22 protein-coding genes and 1 pseudogene are annotated in these 23,254 nt (G+C 44.1%); 10 read left to right on the top strand and 13 right to left on the bottom strand.

The features are described 5' to 3' along the window. Nucleotides 1-30 precede the first annotated feature (30 nt). The 4 genes from GXP65_RS07195 to GXP65_RS07180 form a co-directional block, all read right to left on the bottom strand. Nucleotides 31-723, bottom strand: coding sequence for a molecular chaperone (locus tag GXP65_RS07195; protein ID WP_162092390.1), 693 nt, complete (start codon nt 721-723; stop codon nt 31-33). After that, a complete protein-coding gene (locus GXP65_RS07190; protein WP_162092389.1) occupies nt 720-1,154 on the bottom strand; it encodes a DUF4402 domain-containing protein in 435 nt (144 codons plus the stop codon). The genes GXP65_RS07195 and GXP65_RS07190 overlap by 4 nt, the downstream gene beginning before the upstream one ends. Before the next feature lie 66 nt (nt 1,155-1,220). Continuing rightward, the gene (locus GXP65_RS07185) at nt 1,221-1,655 is read right to left on the bottom strand and encodes a DUF4402 domain-containing protein (protein WP_005429677.1); all 435 of its coding nucleotides are present in this window, start codon (nt 1,653-1,655) and stop codon (nt 1,221-1,223) included. A gap of 537 nt (nt 1,656-2,192) precedes the next feature. Beyond that, on the bottom strand, nt 2,193-2,903 hold the full coding sequence (locus GXP65_RS07180) for a lipoate--protein ligase (RefSeq protein WP_162092388.1): 711 nt from the start codon (nt 2,901-2,903) through the stop codon (nt 2,193-2,195). Nucleotides 2,904-3,145: 242 nt separating this feature from the next. On the opposite strand from GXP65_RS07180, the gene GXP65_RS07175 reads away from it, so the two are divergent. Then, entirely contained in the window at nt 3,146-3,610 is a 465-nt protein-coding gene (locus GXP65_RS07175) for a hypothetical protein (RefSeq protein WP_047476321.1), read from the top strand. A gap of 79 nt (nt 3,611-3,689) precedes the next feature. After that, entirely contained in the window at nt 3,690-4,016 is a 327-nt protein-coding gene (locus GXP65_RS07170) for a DUF4156 domain-containing protein (protein ID WP_038890766.1), read from the top strand. Nucleotides 4,017-4,120: 104 nt separating this feature from the next. Here GXP65_RS07170 and GXP65_RS07165 read toward each other — a convergent pair whose 3' ends face one another. After that, nucleotides 4,121-5,149, bottom strand: coding sequence for a hypothetical protein (locus tag GXP65_RS07165; RefSeq protein WP_038890765.1), 1,029 nt, complete (start codon nt 5,147-5,149; stop codon nt 4,121-4,123). Nucleotides 5,150-5,585: 436 nt separating this feature from the next. Then, nucleotides 5,586-6,734 carry a PLP-dependent aminotransferase family protein gene (locus tag GXP65_RS07160; protein WP_162092387.1) on the bottom strand — a complete coding sequence of 383 codons (1,149 nt, stop codon included), beginning with the start codon at nt 6,732-6,734 and terminating at the stop codon, nt 5,586-5,588. 132 nt (nt 6,735-6,866) lie between these two features. Between GXP65_RS07160 and GXP65_RS07155 the strand changes: the two genes are divergently transcribed. Further along, nucleotides 6,867-7,736, top strand: a complete 870-nt coding sequence (locus GXP65_RS07155) for a helix-turn-helix domain-containing protein (RefSeq protein WP_012129906.1) — start codon at nt 6,867-6,869, stop codon at nt 7,734-7,736. A gap of 52 nt (nt 7,737-7,788) precedes the next feature. Here GXP65_RS07155 and GXP65_RS07150 read toward each other — a convergent pair whose 3' ends face one another. Then, a complete protein-coding gene (locus GXP65_RS07150) occupies nt 7,789-8,829 on the bottom strand; it encodes a DUF4382 domain-containing protein (RefSeq protein WP_162092386.1) in 1,041 nt (346 codons plus the stop codon). Nucleotides 8,830-9,076: 247 nt separating this feature from the next. On the opposite strand from GXP65_RS07150, the gene GXP65_RS07145 reads away from it, so the two are divergent. Further along, nucleotides 9,077-9,316 (top strand): YdcH family protein, encoded by a 240-nt coding sequence (locus GXP65_RS07145; RefSeq protein ID WP_162092385.1) that lies wholly within the window; start codon nt 9,077-9,079, stop codon nt 9,314-9,316. A 154-nt stretch (nt 9,317-9,470) separates the two neighbouring features. Here the strand turns inward: GXP65_RS07145 and GXP65_RS07140 are convergent, their stop codons facing one another. Further along, complete coding sequence (locus GXP65_RS07140; protein ID WP_162092384.1) at nt 9,471-10,124, bottom strand: cupin domain-containing protein; 654 nt, start codon at nt 10,122-10,124, stop codon at nt 9,471-9,473. 312 nt (nt 10,125-10,436) lie between these two features. Between GXP65_RS07140 and GXP65_RS07135 the strand changes: the two genes are divergently transcribed. Genes GXP65_RS07135 through GXP65_RS07125 form a run of 3 tightly spaced genes read left to right on the top strand, consistent with a single transcriptional unit; the run spans nt 10,437 to nt 13,293 of the window. After that, nucleotides 10,437-11,579 carry a membrane protein gene (locus GXP65_RS07135; RefSeq protein WP_038865103.1) on the top strand — a complete coding sequence of 381 codons (1,143 nt, stop codon included), beginning with the start codon at nt 10,437-10,439 and terminating at the stop codon, nt 11,577-11,579. Continuing rightward, the gene (locus GXP65_RS07130) at nt 11,569-12,495 is read left to right on the top strand and encodes a zinc ABC transporter substrate-binding protein (protein ID WP_162092383.1); all 927 of its coding nucleotides are present in this window, start codon (nt 11,569-11,571) and stop codon (nt 12,493-12,495) included. Before GXP65_RS07135 ends, GXP65_RS07130 begins: the two co-directional genes overlap by 11 nt. 3 nt (nt 12,496-12,498) lie before the next feature. Then, nucleotides 12,499-13,293, top strand: a complete 795-nt coding sequence (locus tag GXP65_RS07125; RefSeq protein WP_162092382.1) for a metal ABC transporter permease — start codon at nt 12,499-12,501, stop codon at nt 13,291-13,293. 124 nt (nt 13,294-13,417) lie between these two features. Here GXP65_RS07125 and GXP65_RS07120 read toward each other — a convergent pair whose 3' ends face one another. Together GXP65_RS07120 and GXP65_RS07115 are read right to left on the bottom strand one after the other, a co-directional pair. Next, the gene (locus GXP65_RS07120) at nt 13,418-14,764 is read right to left on the bottom strand and encodes a DUF1501 domain-containing protein (RefSeq protein ID WP_045399137.1); all 1,347 of its coding nucleotides are present in this window, start codon (nt 14,762-14,764) and stop codon (nt 13,418-13,420) included. Between the two features lie 5 nt (nt 14,765-14,769). After that, on the bottom strand, nt 14,770-16,254 hold the full coding sequence (locus GXP65_RS07115) for a DUF1800 family protein (RefSeq protein ID WP_162092381.1): 1,485 nt from the start codon (nt 16,252-16,254) through the stop codon (nt 14,770-14,772). A gap of 438 nt (nt 16,255-16,692) precedes the next feature. Between GXP65_RS07115 and GXP65_RS07110 the strand changes: the two genes are divergently transcribed. Next, a complete protein-coding gene (locus GXP65_RS07110) occupies nt 16,693-17,412 on the top strand; it encodes a beta-ketoacyl-ACP reductase (RefSeq protein WP_045399130.1) in 720 nt (239 codons plus the stop codon). Between the two features lie 211 nt (nt 17,413-17,623). Further along, a complete protein-coding gene (locus GXP65_RS07105; protein WP_162092380.1) occupies nt 17,624-19,282 on the top strand; it encodes a P-loop NTPase fold protein in 1,659 nt (552 codons plus the stop codon). Between the two features lie 312 nt (nt 19,283-19,594). Here the strand turns inward: GXP65_RS07105 and GXP65_RS07100 are convergent, their stop codons facing one another. Then, the gene (locus tag GXP65_RS07100) at nt 19,595-20,233 is read right to left on the bottom strand and encodes a TetR family transcriptional regulator (RefSeq protein WP_162092379.1); all 639 of its coding nucleotides are present in this window, start codon (nt 20,231-20,233) and stop codon (nt 19,595-19,597) included. 88 nt (nt 20,234-20,321) lie between these two features. Between GXP65_RS07100 and GXP65_RS07095 the strand changes: the two genes are divergently transcribed. Continuing rightward, complete coding sequence (locus tag GXP65_RS07095; RefSeq protein WP_162860255.1) at nt 20,322-20,651, top strand: darcynin family protein; 330 nt, start codon at nt 20,322-20,324, stop codon at nt 20,649-20,651. A gap of 379 nt (nt 20,652-21,030) precedes the next feature. On the opposite strand, the gene GXP65_RS07090 is transcribed toward GXP65_RS07095, so the two are convergent. Next, on the bottom strand, nt 21,031-22,236 hold the full coding sequence (locus tag GXP65_RS07090) for a DUF3103 domain-containing protein (RefSeq protein WP_162092378.1): 1,206 nt from the start codon (nt 22,234-22,236) through the stop codon (nt 21,031-21,033). Between the two features lie 437 nt (nt 22,237-22,673). Beyond that, a pseudogene (locus tag GXP65_RS07085) lies at nt 22,674-22,895 on the bottom strand (HAD-IA family hydrolase); the annotation flags it as partial. Nucleotides 22,896-23,254: the final 359 nt, after the last annotated feature.

The raw sequence follows: 23,254 nt of genomic DNA, 5'->3' as shown, positions 1-23,254 counted from the left end.
GGCTCGGTGCGTGAATCGATGTAAGGCAGATTACAAGGTACATTCGTGTAGTGATTGATCGTCTTGTGTGATCAGAACTTTAGTCTTAGCCGGTAGCGATCTCACAAGCTCTGATTGTCTAAGTAGTACCAACTTTTCTTGAAGGGTTTCAGTGTTTAGCATGGCGTTAAACTGATATTTGCCTTTATTTTGAATGCGTAGCTCGCCGCTTTCGCACTGGAAGGACACATCTTGTTTTATCTCGCCGCGTTGTGCATATACAGGGATATAGCTGTTCACTCTGAAGTCGAGATTAAAAGAGGGGCCCGTGTTTTGTGAGTCTGTGGTTTGGCCTTGGGCCAACGTGATCGGAGAGAACCACAAATACGCTCTATATTCACCATTGTCTTTATCTGCTGGTAAGGCGCTGAATCTCAGGCGAATGGTGCGTCGTTGGTTTGGCTTTAATTCACGAATGACAGGTGGAGATACTTTAATCCACTCCGCAATATCTTCCGTTTGCGCGATGTTTTGATCAGTGCGGGTGACACCTCTCAAAGTGATAGGGCGATAAACTGGTTTGATTTCAAGTCGAATGGGTTTGTCCGAGCTGTTTTCAACGATAATCTTCTCTGTCACTGACTGATCTGCATTCAGCACCAAGCGGGTCGGAGCAATCAACAGTTGCGCATGAATAGGTAGCGAAATGATCACTGTTGTCAGCAGTAGAATTAGGTTCTTCATCGATAATTAACCTCAAAAGGAATGGTGCCAGAGTAGTTGCCAGCTGGAATTTTTGCGCCTATCCGAATCTTTGCGCCGATACATAACAATTTGCTTCTTCCATTGCTGTTTATTTTTGTGCGCCCGCGTTTAGATAAACCGCACCCGTAAAAAATTCGACGTATCTTAATTTTTCGAGATGTCTTGTCATGATTAAGATATTGGTTATTAGGTACGGTGACGGTAATTTTTTTCCCTGGTTCACCTTCAACATAAAAGCGGACAACATACAGTTGATTATGGGCAGGGCTAGAAACCGCATTTTGTCCTCGTCCAGATAAATATGTTCCTGGAAAAGAGATACCCATATTTTCTGGTACGATCGTCAATGCCAAGCAACTTTTGGGGGTAAATAAAAATAACCCTAAATAAAAAGTGACTTTTAATGGCATGATATTCTTATACTAATAATGGCGGCACTATATTATTGCCGCCATTTCATTAAACGATACTATTGATTACTGGTAAGTAACATCAACTGGAACGCTTGCAGAGTACGTACCGGCAACAAGTGTCGCTGTTGATACTTCTGCAGTACCGCCAATTTTAAGCTCTGCTGTGCCGCCTGTTAGCGTCAGTGTAGGAGAGAAATCAAAGGTCGCTGCAACGTTGTTTGCACCATTCACAAGGTTAGTACCAGCGATAGCAACATCAACGACTTCACCGGCACCGCCGTCGATAGTGAAGGTCGCAGCGCCAGCGTCGCCTTGAGCAATCACAACATCTGTCGTACGGTCTGAAGTGATAATACCGAAGTCAAGATTCGACGTTCTGGTCATAGTGATCGCTTGTTTTACTTCTAGAGTCGCGTCAAAAGTATCGCTCACGGCAAAAGCGTTCATTGATGAAAGGGTGAGAGCAGATAGCGCAGTAATTTTTACAAATGTATTCATTTATTTACCTATTATGTTTTAGTGTGAGTAAAATATTTCTTATATATGAGACAAATAACATTGGGGTTGGAATATTTGTCAGGTAAATAAAATACATACAAAGCATAATTTGTAAAAATGTTTCTATGATTAAATAGTTTATATATAAATAACTTGAACAATGGTCACATAAGCTATTAGTGGTTACTAATTAAGTAAATCTTATATTGTGGTTAAAATTGGTTTTTACGAATTAACCATATAAATACTGTGCAGTTATTGGTTGCATAAAAATAAGGTGAATATTATTCAATATAAATATTACCAACCTTTAATGAAGAGGATGTTAATGTAGGTTTTAATAATTAAGAGATAGCAATTGAGAAATAATTAAATCTAATCTCTGTTATAACATTACATACTTATAATATGATGCTGGTGGCAAATAGGGCTCAGCTCGTATGGTGATATAAGGAAAATCGCTATTTGATACGCAGTGTGGGAAAGACTTATCTGTGCGCTTAGCTCCCAAAAGAGATGGGAGCTTGTGAAGACAGGTTAGTCTTGCTTAGCATGATCTAAGAAAGCTTGAGTGATGAGTTGGAACAAGGCATCCACACTCGGTCTTTGTTCAATGTGGTTAAATAGGGGAGTGTGGACATCACCGCGAATATGGTCGGCATGGCCACACAATTGATTGCACAGTTTTACCGGCTCAACGATTTTCTCGACATCAGCATCAATAAGAATGCAGGCTTGAGAAAGCACAACTTGTCCGCCGCCTTTCTTCAGTAATACGCGCTGTGCTGTCCCCACTACTTTTTGTCCACCGATATTTAGGTTGTAGTCGCCATCACAGTAGGAATTTGGTGTTGCATGTACGTCGACATTTACATCAAGCTGCTCAAAGAAGACGGTGAGCACGGAGCACAAATCAAGGTATGCTTTCTTAATGTCGTATGGCTGATCTTCTGGCCAATGGTAAATATGTGAGAGATTAATGATCCCCGGGACTTGCGGGACTGGTGCGCCCCCGGTTTTTCTTGAGAAGAGCTTCCAGTTTGTGTCTTCAAGGCCTTGTTCAAGCTCGTCCGAAATAGGCCACTTCTTTCCTGCCGGAAGAACCAGTGTTGGGCTTTTCACCTGCCATAACAATAGCACCTGAGAGAGTTGATCCGTTTGCACGAGTTTGATCAACTCATCTTCCTTACTGAAGACATCCTCGACTTCAATGGATTGATAGCGGATCAGTTTATTTTTGGAAGCCAAATTCAGTCCCTCTTTTTCATCTACTCTTCAGTTTTACTCCAATTTGCTCACAAAATCCAATGGCGCTCTAATTTTTGTGCATTTATTAATTGTGTTTTAAAACATGAGGTTAATAGAGGTTTTTGCTATTCCTCTGATAATTGAGACGATTTGTTTTAACTGCAATTGTTGCGCGCGCAACGATTGTTGTGTAACCTTTGTCTCGTACCGTTACTATTACATCTAAAAAAGAGAATATCGCTATGAAAAAGACACTCAGCCTCGTTCACCGAATCAGCTCTATGACTGCATATATGTTTATTATGAGCTTTTTCACCAGTACCGTATTTGTTGAACTTTTTGGTGATCAGCAGGCGATTGTTGCGGTGAAAACCTATATCTCGTATGCGATTTGGGCGGTAGTACCTTTGATGGCAGCGGCAGGAATCACAGGAGCTAAGATGGCGCCTAAAGTAAAAAAAGGCCCTATCGCTGCTAAGAAAAAACGCATGCCTTTTGTCGCCATGAACGGTGTTTTAATTCTGGTTCCTGCGGCGATTTACCTTCAGCATCTTGCTCAGCTTGGGCAGTTTGATGCCACTTTCTATGTGATACAAATCGTTGAGCTGCTTGCAGGCTTCACCAACTTGACCTTAATGACACTGAACATTCGTGACGCAAGAGCACTAAAACAACCAAGAAAAACGGTGAAATCAACGGTTATGTAAAGCATAAAAAATTTTTGTTGTTCATTGCTTAAACGATAAATAGAATCCGCAGTCTATTTAATTCTAAGGCGATGAAATTATGAAAAAGTTAATGACTGCTGCAGCATTAGCAACGTTATTAACTGGCTGCGTGACCTTCCCAACACAAGAGTCCGAGCAAGTGAAAGTGATTTGGGATGATGTAAATGCAATCGCAAACTGCCAGCACCTCGGCACCGTGATGGGCTCAGAAGGCCATTTTTACGACTACTGGCTGCACGCAGATAAAGACATGGTTTGGGGAACACTCAACCAAATGCGCATCAAAGCAGCAGAGTTAGGTGCGGATACGCTTTACTTGTATCAACCGCTAGGATTCTCTAGCTCAGTGACTATGTTCGCTAACGCATACCAGTGTAAAAACTAAAGGAAAAGCAGACGTGATAGTCTGCTTTTTTGTTTTGATATGTAATGTTATCTCTATCTGACGCAGTTATTGCCTAGTGCTATTCGGCTTAATGTAGCTACTGCCTAATTTAGCCCTGCAGTCGCCATCGCAACAGAATCCGTAAAGGATAGAGTGAAGGCTTCATCGGTGTTAAGCACTTTTGCAGGGAACTCTAAGCTCAATTTCATCTCTGGCGCCACTTCAGATTTAATACTCGTAATGAACTTACGTGTTTCACCCGGAGAGATATTCATCTCTGTGCCGCTATCTGGGCCAAGCTCGGCAATACCGATGGTCGTCAGTCCGTTCCCTTCGCTATCGACGAGGCTGAGTAGCGACTCCGATTTATAAATCAACTCACCTTTATCGGTCTGATACGCTCTAAACGTATTGAAGTTCGGCTGTAATTCACCGTCAGCAGCTAGGTTAGTCACAGAGAAGGTGACGTTAGAGCCATCAAACTTCTCGACTCTTACCAGTACGTTAGCATCTTGATAGCGTGCGGCCGCCGCTGCGGCTGCCATCTCTCGTTGTCTTTCTTTCTCACGTTCTATTTCTGCCGCATGCGCTTTTTCGGCTTCAATCCTCGCTTCTGCCATCGCGTACGACTTATCAACCATGGCCAATAGAGCAGGAATAGAGTAGGCGGATAGACCTTCTAAGTGGTCAAAATCAATCTTGGCGTTGGTCGTTAGCTTGTTGGTCGAGAACTGACAATGTCCGTCGATAAGGCTAACAAACGCGACTTCAAACGTGTTTTGTAACTTGCTTACCTCTACGCCGGCTTTCTCGATGTTTTCGCGCACTTGCTGGATTTCTTCTAGTGACTTCTTCGGCAGCAAGCCGTTTGGAGAAACATCGTTAGAAACAGAAACCAGCGCTTCTGTGACGAATGGGTTGTTCTTTGCTGGAACAACGGTCGTGACTAGGTTGGATTGCGTGATGTCTTCACCCAGCAGCACGGTCATTTTTTGAGACACGGCGGTTTTGTTACCTGCTAGTACGTCGCTACAGTTTGGTGAATTGCTCGCATGTGCTACTTGCATGGCAGCGAGTGAAAGTACGGTGGACAAGCCTGTGACAACAAGTCCTTTCGATGGTCGAATGTTCATCCTGATAAACCCCTCTGTAATATGATGCGCTAAGCCGACGTGTATAAGTCCAATCACGGATTGGTGTAGCGACATTCAGAATGGTTGTAGTTGCGTCCTTGCGGCGTTCATCTTCACAGACTGCTTTGCTGATGGTTTCAGCGCAACTTTTGATAGTGATAAGCCCTCATGATCAAAAGTGTTTGAATTCGCAGATGATGCGACAAGGTCGATGCCTTTTTTCTGAAAGATAGACGTAACTTTTCAAGGCTTCAAATGCGTGATCAAGATCTCTTTTTTGCGATCGTTAGAGGATCAAGCGAAAACAGACACTTAACGTAGAGAGTTGATTTTGAGAGAAAAAAATAAATTTTTTGGGGAACTTTTTGAAACGCTGCCTTCGAGACTTAATTCGCATCTCAAAGGCAGGTATTTGGATTCTAAGGTGTAATTTATATTACAGCGCGTTCAGTACGGCAGCTAAACGAGCCACGGCAACTTTGAGCTCTTCAGGCGTTGCGTTGGTGAAGTTGAGGCGCAGCGCTGCTTTTACTTCTGATCCTTCTGGATAGAACACTGGGCTAGGTACAACAGCCACACCGTTCGCAAGCAATGATTTTGCCAGTTCAAAGGTATCGCATTCTGGAATTTCCACCCATACGAACATGCCACCATCAACAGGCTTCAATACACAATTGCTAGGAAGCTGTTTTTCTAGCTCGGCGTACATGACATCGTAACGCGACTTGTAGAGCTCACAAATGGTGCTGATGTGGGTTTCAAAGTTATCGTGTTGAAGCAGACCGTGCAACAGTGCTTGCATTGGTACGCTGGAATGCAGGTCGGCACCCTGTTTGATTTTAATCAACGGTTCTAGATAACTGCTTTTACCCGTCACCACACCAATGCGAAGACCCGGAGAAGCGATCTTAGAGAATGAACGTAGAACGATAGAATGCTGAGGACAGAAATCAGAGACAAGCGGCAGTGCTTCACCAGAGAAACGCAACTCACGGTAAGGTGCGTCTTCAATAAAAGCGACGTTGTATTGAATACAAAGCTCTGCAACTTTCTGACGCGTTTCTAGCGCCCAGCACACCCCTGTTGGGTTATGGAAATCGGGTACAGCGTAGAACATCTTCGGCTTTTGTTCTGCAAAGCATTGCTCTAGCTCTTCTAGGTTTGGACCAAATTCTGTTTGAGAGACAGTCACGATGTCCGCCTGAACCAAACCAAACACCTGCATTGCGCCAAGGTAGCTTGGCGCCTCCATCACGACTTTATCACCAGGGTTTACATAAGCACGTGCAATCAGATCTAGGCCTTGCTGAGAGCCTGTGGTGATCATTGCGGCGTGTGTTTCAGGCAGTTTGAAGTAGCCGTTTAGGAACTCCAGCAGTGGCGCGTAGCCTGCCGTTGAGCCGTATTGAAAAACTTCAGGCATGTTTGCCAAGTTTTCTAGAGTCGGCTTCATTAAGTCGATAGGGAAGGTCTTTTCATCGGGCAAACCGCCAGCAAGCGAGATGACGTTTTTATCGCTAGCGGCAGCGAGGATCTCTCGAATGTACGATGACTTTACTTGTTGTAGTGACTGTGCGATTTCCATGCGTTGTGCTTCTCGTATTTTTTTTTATTTTGGTTTTAGTTGAAAGATATTATATGGGAATTGCTAAACTTGGTGTGTCCATTTATGCTGTTAAACATGTCCATTTATGCTATTTAAGTAAAACGCCCACTTATGAGCCAGCAACAGGTTTCCAGAATCAATGATGTGTTGTTCTACATTCATCAAGACATCGGTAGAGAATTATCCGCCAAAGAGCTGGCTGATGTAGCAGCGTATTCTGAGCAGCACTTCCACCGTATTTTTAAAGACGTCGTTGGCGAGTCAATTCACCAATACGTTCGTCGCACTCGAATGGAATACGCCGCAAACCAGTTGATGTTTGATACCAAATCATCGGTATTGGAGATTGCTAATAAGTGTGGTTTCAGCTCGGTGTCTTCGTTCAGCCGAGCGTTCAAAGCCACGTTTGATATGTCACCCGGCGCTTGGCGTAAGCACGATTTGCAAGTCGCTGAGAAGCCATACCTCAAAGACCCAGAAGTGGCGGCGGGTTACCATCGAGTCGCGAAGCGTACCTTACCGGAGCCAAAGATAGTTGAAGTGCCACAACGCTTTGCTGCTTACGTTCGTCATGAAGGCTACAACCGTTCTATTCGCAATGCTTGGTTGGTGCTAAAAGCTTGGGCGAACTCAGAGCATCGTGACTTTTCCACCCAATACGGTTTACATCATTCTAATCCTGCTTGGGTTGAGTTAGATAAATGCCGCTACGTTGCTTGTATGGCAATTGATAAGCCGCTTAAGTATCGTGGCGTTGTGAATCAAATGACCATTCCGGGTGGCTTACATGCGGTATTTCGACTTACTGGGGTGTATGGTGAATTACTGCCGCAGATCAGTATGGTATTAGAGAAATGGCTGCCTAACTCGGGCTTCAAACAACGCTCGACGCCAGCCTACGTGCATTACCATAAAAATCATTTCCTCAATCATGAAGAGGCGTTCGAGTTAGATTTCTATTTACCGATCAGCTTCTTTTAACGAAAACAGCAAAGCCATAAAGTAGGCTTTGCTGCTTTAAGCTGGGAAGGGGTTATAAATCAGCGTTGGTATCGCTGCCTGCAGAAACACTCAATCCACTTGTGGACGTGTAGATACTGAATGTTTCACCATCAACAATGCCCTCTTCGGAGTCATCGTTAGCGGTACAGGTGTAACCAACCGAGTAAGTGCCTGGTTCTACATAGCCAAACTCATATTGGTAAGTCGCCCCTTCATCTTCGGTAACGACATTAGCCGAAGCGATAGGTGATTGAGCTTCGGTCGTTGCGAAGGTTCCCATGTCGGATTCTGCAATGTCACCTTCATAGAGATACACTGCATGAGCATAACCGTTGCCTGATGGGGTGTCGGTTTCACAGCCTTGGTAGGTTGTGAGTGCAACGTTACCCTCGATTTCACCAGTCGTGACAGTATTGATCAAGGTGACCGACGTGCGCTGAATGGTGTAGCCTTCATCTTTGCCTGTTGCGTCTTTCAAACCTCGGCGTAAGTCAAACTCGACCACGTAGTCATTGTTGTCCGAGTTAACTGCGAATGCGTTATTAAAGAACAATACGCCAGCATTTGGTTCAGATCCGACACCTTGAGGGCATCTACCTTCGCCTTTCACGGTCAGTGGCACTTCGTTTCCTGTGGCTTCTTCAACGACGTAAGATGGGTAATCAGGGTGGTCACCGTCATTTGCAAAAACACACAGTTGATAGTCACCAGTTGGAATGACTTCATCTTCAACCAGTTCTTGTGCATCACTACCTTGGAAATCCAAGAGGTTTACACTCAGTGGCAGTGGCTCTTCACCATCTGGCAAAAGGTCACCGTTTTCATCCACGTAGTTACCGTCTTCATCCGTTTTGTAAACTTCGAAGATTTGAGGTTCACCTTCACCGTCCCCGACAGGAAGAAAGGCAACTTTGCTGTAAGTGACAACAACTTCAGAAACATCATCAATCGGGGCATCAGAAACAGAAAGCGTGACTGGTGTTGTGGTGCTGACTGTATCGCTATCAGAGTTACACCCGGCAAGAGCAAAAACAACGGCAGCGCCTACCAAGCTGTATTTCAGAGAGTTCATTGTTATTTCCTTTGTGATAGAAAGCTCTATAAATGTAGCTTAAAACCGCTGAATGAAATGAACATCACGTTAACATCAAGCTAACAATGGTCAATTTGAGTACGAGAGTCTTAAGTTTCTAAAGTGTCGGTCAAAATGTGCTCAAATCGACAATTTCCCTTTGGCTGAAATGCTATGGTGGCTTTAAGCGTTGCTTAGGAATTAAGCAGCTTATTTAACTAAAATGTACTCAGCCAAAGAGGTCTCTATGTTAGGTGAAAATCACTCATTAACTCATGAATTCCCAGAACATTTGGATACCATCACTCAACTGACGGCAAACGACAGCGCGTTTGCTGAAAATGCAAAAAGCTACAACCAGCTCGACAAAGAAATCCGCGAACTCGAATTGCAAGGAAACCCAATCGACGACCATGAAATGAACACACTCAAACACAACAGAGCGGAGCTAAAAGACTGGCTCTCCTCAAAAATTATGAGCGCATAATTTAACGGTTATGTTTCATGGATAGCGGCTCGATGATTCGAGCCGTTTTTGTGCTTGGCCTCGATTACTTGATAAGAATGGCTTAGCTAATTTATGGTTTAGTTAACTTACGGCTCAGCTAATTCACGGCTTAGCTAACTAATTCAAGGTTTAGTTAACTTGCAGGTAAGTGGCCAGTCTTCACCCAAATCACCGTTTCTTCGTCTACGAAAGGGAAATGCTCACTCATATGAGGGCTACGCAGCCAAGTGTAAGTGGGGTATTCGCCAAACTCGTCTTTGAACTCTCCAGATAACACAAAGATCTCTTCACCACCAAAGTGGCGGTGTGGCTGAAACTTTTCGCCCTTCGGCCACTTTATTAATGCGACATGCTCGTGCCCGAACTTGTGCAGTGGCATCACTTTTAGCCCGCCAATACCCGCTAACCACTCTGCTTGGTTCGTATTGATACGTACGGTCTCTAGATCATTGGGAGCAAATTGATTGAGTTTCACTAAGATAACGCAGCCTTCTTTGCTGAACGGAGCATGGTGACTGCCGGGTGGATTACGAAGGTAAGTCCCCTCTGGGTAATCACCATCTTCATCAGAAAATACGCCCTCTAGCACCAGTATTTCCTCGCCATATGGGTGAGCGTGTGTTGCGAACTGTGAATTGGGCTCGTACTTGACCACGCTGGTGGTATGTCCGGACTCTTTCGCCTCTCTTTCCAATGGTTTACGCCATACGCCGGCGGCAGGGCTAGCAATCCAATCTTGTTGATGGGTTTTAATCACTAAACGTTGTGAGAAGTCCATGTTGAGCATTTTGTGTTTCCAGTCCTGCCTCCGTATTGATTAAGTATATGCCGTTTCACCCATGCTAGCTTCACCCCTTCAAGCGAGTGAGTATCCCTTGTTTACCAACATCGAGCAGCCAAAAAGAGAGCGGGGCAATGATGATCATACAGAGCTTAAAGTGTGGCGAAATCTCATTAACCTTATGATTGCTATTGATAATTTGCATAGAATCTAAATTTACAAATTGTTACATACCTTTTTTTCTTTAGGTTTTGTTATGTTATAACATCTGCGAAATATTAAGTGGTGTTATAACATAACAAAATAAGGAAAAACGTAGTGAATAAGAAATTGGTCTCTTTAGCGGTTGGTAGCTTGTTTGTTTCCCCAGTTTTTGCCGATACGCTGTCGAACCCTCAGATCGGCGTGGTATTAGACGGTTACTACCAAGATGGCCAGCGTCATAACTCAGAGCGTGAAGAAGGCTTTGGCCTGGGTCATACTGAGCTGAACATGTCTGCAAACATCGATGATAAATTCCACGGCGCACTGACGGCGGTTCTAGAAAGCCACGGTGATGAAACCGAACTGATGCTTGAAGAAGCATTCATCGAGACTCTAGCTCTTCCATACGGTTTAAATGTGCGTGCAGGTCGATTTCTTTCTGATTTTGGTTACTTAAACAACCAGCATATGCATACCGACAGTTTCGTAGAGCGTCCAATCGCTTACCGTACTTTCCTTGGCTCGCATTACTACGATGATGGTGTGCGCGCAAACATCGTGCTACCCACTGATCTTTACGTGAAGTTTGGTGTAGAAGCGCTAAGCGGTAGCAAGATGTCTTCTGTTGAAGATGGCTCTGAAGTGGGTGTTTACACGACAACGTTGAAACTGGGTGACGACTTTTCTGAGTCTTCAAGCTGGCAGTTTGGCCTAAGTTACCTACGTAACGAAAACGGCAAAGTGACAGAGTTTGAAGATCACGACCACGGTCATGCAGACGAGCATGGACACGATCATAGTCATGGTGCAGCGGTAACTGGCGCTAACCTTTACGGCGCAGACTTTGTATGGAAGTGGGCCCCAGACGGCAACTACAAATACAGCAACTTCACACTATCTGCGGAATACATGCTGCTAGACGGTGTGGTAGACAGTAAGTTCAAAGACGATGCAGAATCACCAGATAACCTAAGCGCTTACTACGTGTCAGGTGTTTACCGTTTCAACCCAAGCTGGTCTGCAGGTCTACGTTACGGTGAAGCAGAAAGCTACGATGGCCACGCACACGGTGACCACATGCACTTCACGGCTCTAAAAGACAAAGAAATGGATGCGATGATCGCATGGGATTCTTCTCACTTCGGTACAATCCGAGCGCAATACTCTCGTATCGACAACCAAGACAGCGAGACAGACAACGTATTCACTCTGCAATACGTGATGACATTTGGAGCGCACGGTGCACATGCGTTCTAAGCTTGCGCTCAGTAAATGCAGTGTAGCGATGATGGCGGCGGGGGCTGCCATCATCTCTTCGCCTGCTTTGGCGCTGAACATCTTCGTCTGCGAGCCTGAATGGAAAGCCTTTCTTGAAAGCCATGCGCCAAATGCCACCATCTATTCTGCGACCACTGCCAAGCAAGATCCTCATTACGTACAAGCTCGCCCTTCTTTGATTGCAAAGATGCGCCAAGCCGACATGGCCATGTGTTCTGGCGCGGAGTTAGAAGTAGGGTGGTTACCTATGCTGCAAGTTCGCAGTAGCAATGGTGCGGTACAAAACGGTTCACAAAGCATGATCTACGCGACCGATTTCGTGCGCATGTTAGACACTCATGATCATGTCGACCGCAGCATGGGAGACATACATGCGCACGGAAACCCACATGTGCAGTTTGCGGCGAATGACATGATCCCACTGTCACGGACGATCACTGAACGCTTGAAAACCATCGATCCAGATAACGCGCAAGCCTACCAACTTAACGGCATGAAGTTCCGAGCTCAGTGGCGTAAAAAGCTGAATGAGTGGCACGAGAAAGCGGCACCGTTAAAAGGCAAACAAGTTGTCGGTTATCACGCTACCTATCGTTATCTGTACGATTGGCTTGGCATGGAGCAAATCGCTGATCTTGAACCGAAGCCGGGAATCTCGCCAACCACCTCTCATCTGCAGTCATTAACCAAGTTAGAGGCCAATAGCTTTGATGCGATTGTATTCTCATCGCACCAAGATAAACGCCCCGCGAACTGGTTACAGCAGCAGACAGACAAGCCTCTGATCCAGTTACCGCTCACGGTTTCTAACGGACAAAGTCTTGATGAAATGTACGACCAAGTCATCGACGAATTGCTACATGTGCTGGTGCAGCCCGATCCGGTGAAGAGCTAAACCATGACAGAGTATGCATGGTTATCCCCCGCGGTGCTGTGTGGTCTGATCGCGTTAGTCGGTAACGTCGTGCTTGGTCAACAAGTACTAAAACGCCAAATCATCTTCATTGATTTGGCGGTGGCACAAGTTGCCGCATTGGGGGCTGTACTCAGTCATTATTGGCTGAACCAATACGCGCTCTTCTCGGGTTCCTTCTTCGGCGAGATGGTCGGCCCTTGGGTGATGTCGTTATTGCTGTGTGGTTTGATTGCCTTAATGGAGAAGCGTTACCAACAGCATTTGGAGCCGATGATCGGCAGCTTGTTTGTGGTCTCCGCCTCATTGGCGATCTTACTCGTAAGTAAAGATCCGCATGGTGCAGACTTTATTCAAGGCATTCTTAACGGGCAGTTATTGTGGTCGACATGGGATGATGTGTGGCCTTTGGCATTAATCACCGCAGCGATGCTGCTGTTGGTTTGGCTAAAACCTGAATTTATGCAGGGTAGTGGCTTTTACCTGATCTTTGCTATCTTGATGCCAATAACGGTCAAGCTCACGGGCATCTATTTAGAGTTTGCTCTGTTAGTGATTCCGGCTTTGTGTGCCGCGGCGTTAAAAGGAACGAGATTCTTCATTGCGAGCATCAGTATCGGCTTTGTGGGGATTTTGTCTGGCATTGCGGCGTCAGCTCGGTACGACTTACCGAGCGGAGCGAGCATTGTGATTACTCTATTTATCGCGGGTATGCTGTTTAATTTCTTGGTTCAGCCTTGGCTGCATAAATTGCCCTCCGTTAATGAAGAGACAGCGTGACCATTCTCTGAGTGATAAAAAGGCTCCGCGTGAACGGAGCCTTTTGTTTAGCACTGCTTTTTCTTATTAGTAACCATGTAGACTATTAATAGATTACTTAGTTACTTATATATCTCCCTCTATATTAGCAAGATTTGAACAGAGGGAGAGTCTGAGGTTGGATTGAATCTGTCAAAGTGTTATCCAGCGCAGGGAATAATTGATTAATTCCCGTTTCAGATAGCCCCAACCATGCCATTAAACTCGCATGAAGCTGATCGGAAGAGATGGTTGGAATCACACGCCCACGCGAGAGCAAGTAAGGGCTTGTCTCAGATAAGTCTGGATATTCACCCACGATCGCTTTTCCTGCTACACCGCCGCCCATCACCAATGCGTGGCTTGCCCAGCCGTGGTCCGTACCATCCGTACCGTTTGGAATCAAAGTACGACCAAATTCCGAATGGGTGAACGTCGTTACCTGATCAAACAAGCCATTGTTTTCCAAAGCCAATTGGAACGCGGCCATCGCTTCTGCCAACTCTTGCAGCAAACCCGTTTGACGGCTAATTTGAGCCGAGTGCGTATCGAACCCACCTAACTTACAACTAAAGTACTGCGCAGGATGCTGGAACTGATCTTTATGCAGCAGCAGTTTAAATACCGCTTTTAGTTGATTACCGATGCGTGTTTCTGGGAACACCTCAGTAATCTCGGCATTCAAAATCGCGCTGAACTCCTGATACATTCTGGTCGAGTCCACCGCAACACCAGCATAATGAGACTGAAATACATTGCCGTAACTGCCCGTGTTTTGCAGTTGATCAAACAGATCTCGCGAACGTTGATCATTAAAAATATCGCTCGGTGGTTGAGAGCCGACCGAATTAGATTGCGCCTCGATACAGTTGGTCCACACTTGCGTGCCGCCAATATCAAACATTGGTGATAGCTCATTTAGACTGCGCAGCATAGTGCCGAGCTCAGTGGAAGTCTTCGCGCCAAAGCCCTCTTTTGACAGAGACTTAGTCGCGTGAGACTGAACCATAGTGGATTGGTGAGAGTGGCTGAACAAATGAGCAGGGCGAGTGCTCTCACCATAAATCACATTGTTTACGCGCTGTGTCAGTGGACCTAGGTTCACAACAGGTACAAGGTTAGCATTATCCCAATAGGTCTTGAGCGCAGCCATGGCAGGGTTTAATGCCAGTTTTGCGTCATCATTGACCGCATCTAAATGAATACAGCTCGCCTCATCCAAAGCTAAGCTGCCACGTAGTGCTCGATATTGGCTGTTCGCCGGTGCGGCAGTAGGGATCAGCATATTGTAGCCATCGTTACCGCCCGCAAGGTCAATACCCACTACGGCGCGATAACCGTTTTTGCATTGATTGAAAGAGTCTGCAAGGGCAGGAAAAGCAGCAAGGTTAAGTGCAGAAACCCCAACACCAGCGGAACCTGCTTGTAAAAAACGACGTCGTGTTAAGTTCATGATGATTACCCCTGTGTGATGAATTCTGGTGAAAGCAGTGCGTTCATAACGAGATTCTTAATCTCTTTGCGCCATTTAGATTGGCGACTTGGGCACTGGGCGAGGTAATCGAGATAGCATTGACGAGCTTGCTCACTCATTTGATAAGCAAACAAGTGCTCGTTGAGGTAATCCACTACGCCTTCGTCATCAAAAGCAAGGTATCGGGTGAACAGCACTTCATCCATGTACCAATCTTTGGCCTCTTCCTCGAAACGAGCGACAAGCTCTCGGAACTGAATCCCATATTGGTAGATATCATGCCATTGGTACACATTGAATTCTGGTGCCACTAGACCATTAAAATCAGGGTGGTTTGGCACATCATCAGGTTGGTAATAATAAAACACAGAAGGTGCCGACAGCGGCAACGTTCGGTTATACCAATTGAACTGTTTTGGCCACATCAATACGCCGTCGCGTCGCTTCACTTGTAGCGCGCGCATCGCATGGGTAAACACAGAAAGCGGATCACGCAATTTACCCACCGTGCTGCCAGAGCGAAGCGCGTCTTTATCCGTTAGAATCGCGATTATTAAGGCTTGCATGTCGCCATCAGAACGTTTGAACGCACGGCGCACACGGCGAATATAACCTGCTCTTGGATTGCTGGTCACAAGTTTGTTGATGAAGAACTTAGTCACAAAGGTGTAGAGCGTGTTTTGGTTCATCAAATGCTCGATCACCGCTTCCAGCTCTTCTTCTGCACCGACACCGCCAGGGAAGGTTTTACCAAGAATGGGCTTCTCACCCATATCGTGTTCGCCACGCGGTTCCATTGGTTGGCTGTACTTATCGTCACCGCGAATATCGATGAACTTCCAACCCGTAAACACACGCGCAAGTTGCTCGATGTCTTCTTGAGTGTAAGACGCCACTTCGTTACCTTCGGCATCCAAACGCACTTCACCGTTGTTACGCAGCTTAACTGGGCCAAGCGTGAACAACTGCAACAGTTCACGTGCGTAGTTTTCATCTGGGGCAGTGAGATCGTTAGAAACGTTATTCACAAAAGTCAGGTACTCACCCATGATTGGCGATTTCGACACAAAGCGAATCACATCGCGGAAGTTTCCGAAGGCATTATCGAGCAACCCGTCGAAGTAATTACACATGTAGCGACGCTTAGAAGCCGCTTTAAACGCCGGATCTTTCACGCTGACCACGAACAGTTGAGACAGGGTATAAGCAATACGCTGACGCAAGATATCATCGCCTTCAACCGTCATGCGTGTCCAGCTGCTGGCGTAATACAAGCCTTGTCCTAAGTCCGGTACGTTGAGCTCATCTTGCTCAAAATGCTTTAACCAAGAAGACGGTGTAATAAGTGTTTGTTGAGCGATCCAGTTTTCAATGCTTCCCGATTGAACAAGATCATTAATGTCACGTTGGGATGGCCCGAACGTGCACTGTTGCAGCGTTCTTGCTGCATCTATGTAAGCCTGATTCATTTTATCTCCCGTAGGTTTTGTTATCTTTCTCAGGTAAGGCGTCCTTTGCTACGTCCATATTTAAAAGCACGCCGTATCTTTAAATCGTAATCGAGAATTTTGATAACAAGAATGTAATACCCACAGGTTTATTGTGACTTTGCTGCATAATCTAAGAATTAGTTTCATGAGCTCTAAATGAAAGGCGAGTTATTCAACAAACAGCGCACTTATTACACCGCCATATCGACAGAACGGTGACGGAAACCCGTTATTTTGCAAACCATCATCAAGTTGTCTTGATTAGTTCACATCCGGCTCCCAGACTGTTCCTATAGTTTGAAGTAAATATGAAAGACCCTGCGTATGAGAAGCGCAGCTGTAACGCGGCTAGGCATAAAAACAAAAAACGCTAGGGAAAAAGCGAATTTGTAATCTCAACATTTAAGGAAGACCAAGATGAAAGCGGAAAAAGTAGCAGTTGTTACTGGTGCGGCTCGTGGTATTGGCCAAGCAATTTGTGAGCAATTACTGGAGGATGGATTCCACGTAGTCGGGCTAGACATATCGCCTGTGGAATGGAGCCAGTCGGCGCAGCTAAGCAATTATCAAGTCAACTTGTGCGATGCAGCAGCCGTCAGCGAAGTGGTAGACAGTATCGTAAAGCAGCATGGAAGAATCGATGCGCTGGTTAACAACGCCGGTATCACGCGTGATGCCTTGTTGCCAGATATGCTAGAGCAAGATTGGGACAGCGTTATCGACGTAAACCTAAAAGCGGTGTTCTTGCTTACTCAACGCGTCGCGCCAGTGATGCTAGAGCAGGGCACAGGCAGCATTGTCAGCATCTCTTCTATTGTGGGTACGGATGGCAACATCGGCCAGAGTAATTACGGCGCAAGTAAAGGCGGTGTCATCTCGATGAGCAAAGGCTGGGCGAAAGAGTTATCAAGAAAGGGCGCGCAGATCCGCGTCAATTGCGTTGCACCAGGCTTTATCGCCACCGATATGACCAAGAACCTACCAGAAAAAGTGATTCAAATGATGGAGGGCAAAACCCCATTAGGTCGAATGGGTTCAGTGCAAGACATCGCCAATGGCGTCTCCTTCTTAACCTCCGACAAGAGCGCCTACATCACAGGCCAAGTACTCAAGATTGACGGTGGGTTAGTGCTTTAACCTTCAACACTCAGCCTCAAATAACAAACGCCCTTTACTTATGTGAAGGGCGTTTTTGTTGGGGGGAGTCAATTGAGTTACTGGCTAACAGTTGCCCCGAAATGAGTTTAGCCACTCACTGTGGAAGTTATTTCAACCTTCATTTGACCTAGTTTTTGTAATGTGATTTGCTAAATCAAATCTACATTAGGTATTGGGCTTAAGGTATTAAATGAGTAACTTAGCAAAACAAATTAATGATGTGTTTGAGAACTGTTCCCTTGCGCCAATTGTTCTGTTGGATGGTGCTTGGGGAGTTGGCAAAACTCATTTTATAACTAATGAATACAGCAGGCACTCAGATCAAGATTGCTTACTAATATCGGTTTTAGGTATCCAATCGTTACAGCAGTTTCACGAGAAGCTAATAGGAAAATACTTGTCTTTAGCTAGCGAGTCTGAATCCGACACCGCAGCAAAAACAGTGAGTATATTCTCAAAAGCTGTTAGTACAATTGGTGATGTTACAAGATCCAATCAATTGATTGAGTCACTATCTGGCTTAGTGAAACAATCCATAATTTCAAAAATTAACGATGTGACTATTATTGTTGATGATCTTGAACGTATTGAAGATCGTTCTCTAGCTTCCCTTATACTTGGGGAGCTATATGACATGTGCAATTCCGAAAGCGGCATTAAAGCAATAGTGGTTATGAATGATTCGAAGTCATCAGTCAGTAAATCTCTTATCGAAAAGGTAATTTGCTGGAAATTCAAGTATGAGGTCTCTAGTGAAAATGCATTCGATATCGCTTTCGGTACTTTAGATGTTTCTCCTGACATTCAACGTTTTATGATTAAACGATTAGATGAGATACAGCCTTTGAACTTACGAGTACTTATTAGGCTATGTGACAGGATGAAACAGGTATCTAGAATGCTAGACTCTATGGAGGATGAAATTGATGTCGAGAGTTCTAAGCAAACGCTTTTCCATAAAATGCTATGCCTCTCTTTTTTGCATCATCAACAAGATCAAAATTTGGATGAAATAGTTAAACATATCAATGCCATACGCATGAATGATGAGCAAGATGAACGCCATCCATTTTATAGGCAATACATCTTTCATAACGAAAGCACTTCATTCATTGAGTTTACACTTGGCTGTTTATCGAGACCATTGCAAGATTCTGATCTTCATAATCTTCATCCTAAAACCAATGAATTATCAGATTTCATTCATGCGAAAGGATTAAGTCGATATTCTGATGAAGAGCTTGAAGTAAAAATATCAGCTTTAATTGATTATGTGTCGAATGAAACTAGCCCATCGCTGAGCTTATGGTATAGCGCTGTTAATTTCCTTGCCTATTTATACTCATTAAATGCATCTAACGACCAACGATTGTCTAATATCGTCAACATAGCTCAAGAAAGGCTTGAGTTCATAACACCATCAGAAGAAAAACATTTTTCCACTTTTTCTTTTAATTCTGGTTTACCAAAACATATCGATGAGTTGAGATCATATTTCAAGGAAAAAGAGAGTAAAGATAATCATACTCAACTTATCGAAGAGATAGTTACATCAAAATGGAGCGAAGTTGACAGAAAAGCATATACGCATGCAACTAATCGTCAGGAACCACTGACTTTAAAGGCGGATGCCTGGCTTGATGCTATTGGCAAATGGGATCATCATGACCTAGAGCTATTTTGGGATTTCTGTATGGAGGTTGATCGAGTCAGTAGCCTCGACCACTTTTTTGGCAAAGACAATAGAGAGCAATTACCAATTCTACTGAAGTCACAGCTAGATTCGATGACTCCGTGCTTACGTAAGGGATTACTTACAAGAATTTATAATTTGTTGTCCGAAAGTTAAGATTTCGTGGGTTGGGGTCTAATTGGTAGCTTGAATGTTTTGAGTTACAAAAGGTTATTCGACACATTATGCCTATTGAATATCGTAACAAGTTTTTGTCCAAAGACGTGTTGGAAACAGCGAACACCAGGTCATAAATATCTCGTTTCGATATGTGTTATTATTTATATAATATTATCCCTGTAAACTCTGTTTATTGTATTGTATTCTCTCGCCCACTTTCTCAATTTCTGGAAGTGTTTTATTTCACTTTGCCATAGCATAAAGGTTATCCAAGAATCTTTGTGTTCTCTTCACACTAACCGATAATTATCAAAGTGTTCTTAATTTGTATGAGTTAATTTGCGTTTTAAGCATATTGGCTATTGCTTTGCTGTAATGCACGACTTCTTCCTCTGTTCTACTTTCTTCAGAAAATTGTTTACCAAAGCTGGTAACAATTCTTACTAATAGATCTTCGATGAATTCTAACGATTCCGAGCAAGAGTTAGGCATCAACTCATTGATAAATGGTTTAATATTTATCCTAGTGTTGGCCTTAGCAACGTAAAAATCTTCGGTCTTTCGGTAGAATGGTGATGCATCAACCAATGCTTTGCGAATGTCAGACTCATCGCATTCCGATTGTATAAAGGAACGGATAGCAGTATCTAACCTTTCTAATGGTGCTATTTCGTTGTCTTCTAATATGCTTTGAATAAGTTGCTGGTTTTTTTTCCACTCATTAATTTGCAATTGGAATAAGATAGAAGCTTTATTAGGAAAATATTGATAAAGGGACCCAATACTAATTCCAGCTCTTTCTGCCACTCTTAATGTCGTAAATCGTCTGATACCCTCCTCTGTCAAAACCTGAGTAGCCGCTTCCAATATCGCGGAAAACAATGTCTTAGAACGCCCTTGTTTTGGGGTTTTTCTGCAATTAATACAACCATTTACACTTTTGCTCATTAGCTTGCCCCTGAATGCGAATATCAAATTCGAGCATTTAATCGTATTCTATCTTTACAGCAATAACCAGAAGTTTGAGAGAAAATACATGGCTAGGATTTATACTTTTTTTTTCCATTTGAGTGCTCGAAAAGAGTGGCTACAACTGAGTCGTAATGATCGTAACTCTTATTTTTCACAACTAAATCACGACGTATTCGCAAAGTATCCAGGTGTGCATATTCGGTTATTTGACGCAGAGGCATTCACCGCATGTTGTAGCGATATTGTGATGTTCGAAACTGAAGATATACAAAGTTACTATTTTCTTGTTGAAGAGTTGAGAGACAGCAAAGTATATACAAAGCCCTATTTTGACGTTATTTCAATTTTTCCTGCTATCGAAAATGGATTTCTTGAGTTTGAAGGTGCTAATTGATAAAGGCTTCGATTGAATCTAATCTCGGTATCAGTTTCTCTGCCACGAATATGTTCAGAACTGTTACATTTGGTACTTTCATACTTGAAACTGTCCATAGTCGCTCATATCAGCCATCGTCAGAGGCGATGGTTGTTTGTAATTTTGAGTACTAAAAGTTATCCGTTACAAGCTAATTTAGTAAAAGCACTGACAAAGTTTTGTCCAAAACCTTCATAGACTGAATTTATACCTGTTGTGATCACCAAACACTGAAATCGATGATAAAAAGCCCTTCCTATTTCTAGAAAGGGCCTGTTTCTTTCGTTCTACCTATCTAGGTCGGCCGCAGTTCAGTACAGAACAGCGAGTCCTACTGGCCAAAGTGATGAACCTAAAGTTACTCAGTAGGCAATATGGTGACTGGGGTGAAAGATGCCACCGCATTACCACCTGCGCCAGGGCGGTCAACATAAGGGGTTTTCTGCAGTAGCGTGTAGTACACGTCTACAAAGTCATCATCGTTAACCAAGATATTGTTTGGAATCAACTCAATGATTTTGCTGGTGATCTGAGGGATGATCACATAACCCTGCACCTCTGGATCAGGGATCATCTTCAGTACTTCTTCTGCGGCTTTGACCAGCAGTTTTGCAAGCTCTTTATAGTTCGTGCCGTCATCGTGCTCCATCAGAATAATGTCTGCTGCGCCCCAGCGGTAACGAGGCCAAAAAATGATGGTTTGATTTGGGTAATAGGTTTGCTTGTCGTAATCCAGATAAGGCATTTCAACCAGATCAATCTGCGGTTCTAAACGGCTGGCATCAACACCCGTTACGATCGCGTAGATTTCGGCTTTACCTGAGATCCAAGGTTCTCTATCCACGGCTAAACGAATCTTCGTAAGCTGAGTCGTGTTCAGTTCTTCCGGTTCTGATTCGGATATAGAGTGACGAGCCTTGCCGATTAGAGGCTGTTTTTGAGGGTTGTCGACACTGTTTTTACCTTCGGCATTAATTTGGGTAGTCATGCCAAGCTGATTCAGCTCTGCTTGCATCGCCATCAGGCCCGCTTTGAGCTCTTTGGCGCCATCACTGTCAATCACGAAGACAGGGACATCCGGCATTTGGTAGACGTCTAACTCATGAACTTGCCCGTACACGTCGTACGCTTCAATGTATTGCCAATCGGCATCATTACCAGATGGTTCGAATGCGAACAGCGGGCTCTTACCATCCTTCCAAGCGTCAATCATGGTTTCATCAGCCATACGGATTTCAAGAACGGAGTCACTGAAGTTATTGATACCTTTCATCTTGCGATAGCTAAGATCGGCTTTTTGCATCTCTCTAGAGAAGGTCGAGTAGGGCTGAGCTGAATTCAGCTTGTCTATCGGCATCGATAAACTTTTTTCGGTGATCTGAGCTTTCAAAGAAGACTCAAGATCGGCGTAGCTGGCACTGATCTGCAATGCTAACGATTGTTTTTGCTCAGCGACGTTGGTTGAGGTTAATGACGAGGTAGTTGTGTTGATGCTGTCTGCATAGGAATGGAAGCCAACCACCGTGGTAGCAAGCGCCATACTGATCGAGAATGATGGTCTCATAAAAAGTCCTTATTTTAATTTTTATCACTAATAGAGTATTTACCCTACAAGGATCAACCTATCAATTTCGTGAATGTGTGGAAAACATCGCTTGGATTTTTTGTTTCAGTGTGCAGCACAAGATCTCAATTTGATTAAATTTTATAAAATTTATTGAGTGTTAGCTTGATATTTCATAGTTTATAAATTGGTAAATAAGGAATTTGTGGCGTTATTAACTGCTGAATCTGTCTGTGTATCAGTTATCGGAATCGTTTTATGAAGCCGCTAGACAATAAGAGCCATTGTGGTTTTTGATCACCGTTAGGTGCCCAAAGCCTTGCACGATAAGGTCTGCATCTTTTAGTTCATCTTCTCTATGGCTAGTGGGTAGTGCGACCGTAAAGCACTTTTTCTGCTGTTTGTTTTCGTTGTTCGATTTCTGTTGCTGTCATTGCTTGGAACTCTTCTGGCGTCGCTCCGAACTCGTTACCTGATACAGATAGACCAACCGTCCACATGCCTGCGTTTAGTCCTTCGTGAATACCAGCGACGGCATCGTCAACCTTCACGCAATTGCTGACGCGTGTTACGCCCAAATCAATAACGTTCTTTAGTGCCATCCATGGGCCTGGGCGAGAGCCTGCTGCAATTTCATCGCTCGCAACCACACAATCTGGCGCAGATATCATCGTGGAGTTGGGAAGCTAGTGCTCCCAACAAGGACTCCGAATACATTAGCGCAAACCAACTCCGTTATGACTTATTTGTAGTTGCAATAACGGGGCGGACCATGCATTTTTGTGGGACAACAATATTGGGTTGTGGGTATGCGATTTCTTCATCAGAAGCTAGAAACATTCACTTTTCCGATATCGAATATTAGCGTTGTTACGATTGTGCGAATGATTCTCGCACATTTAGAGCAAGAGATTAATTTTTACCTTTCAAGTTATTGAATTTATAGGGAATAAAATTTAATGAAGAAATGCATATCTATTATTTTTACTTGGTGTATAGTGTCGGCAGCTCAAACGGT

Source organism: Vibrio sp. LB10LO1 (genome assembly GCF_010092875.1).
GTDB lineage: Bacteria > Pseudomonadota > Gammaproteobacteria > Enterobacterales > Vibrionaceae > Vibrio > Vibrio campbellii.
This window is presented reverse-complemented; position numbering and strand designations above follow the sequence as displayed.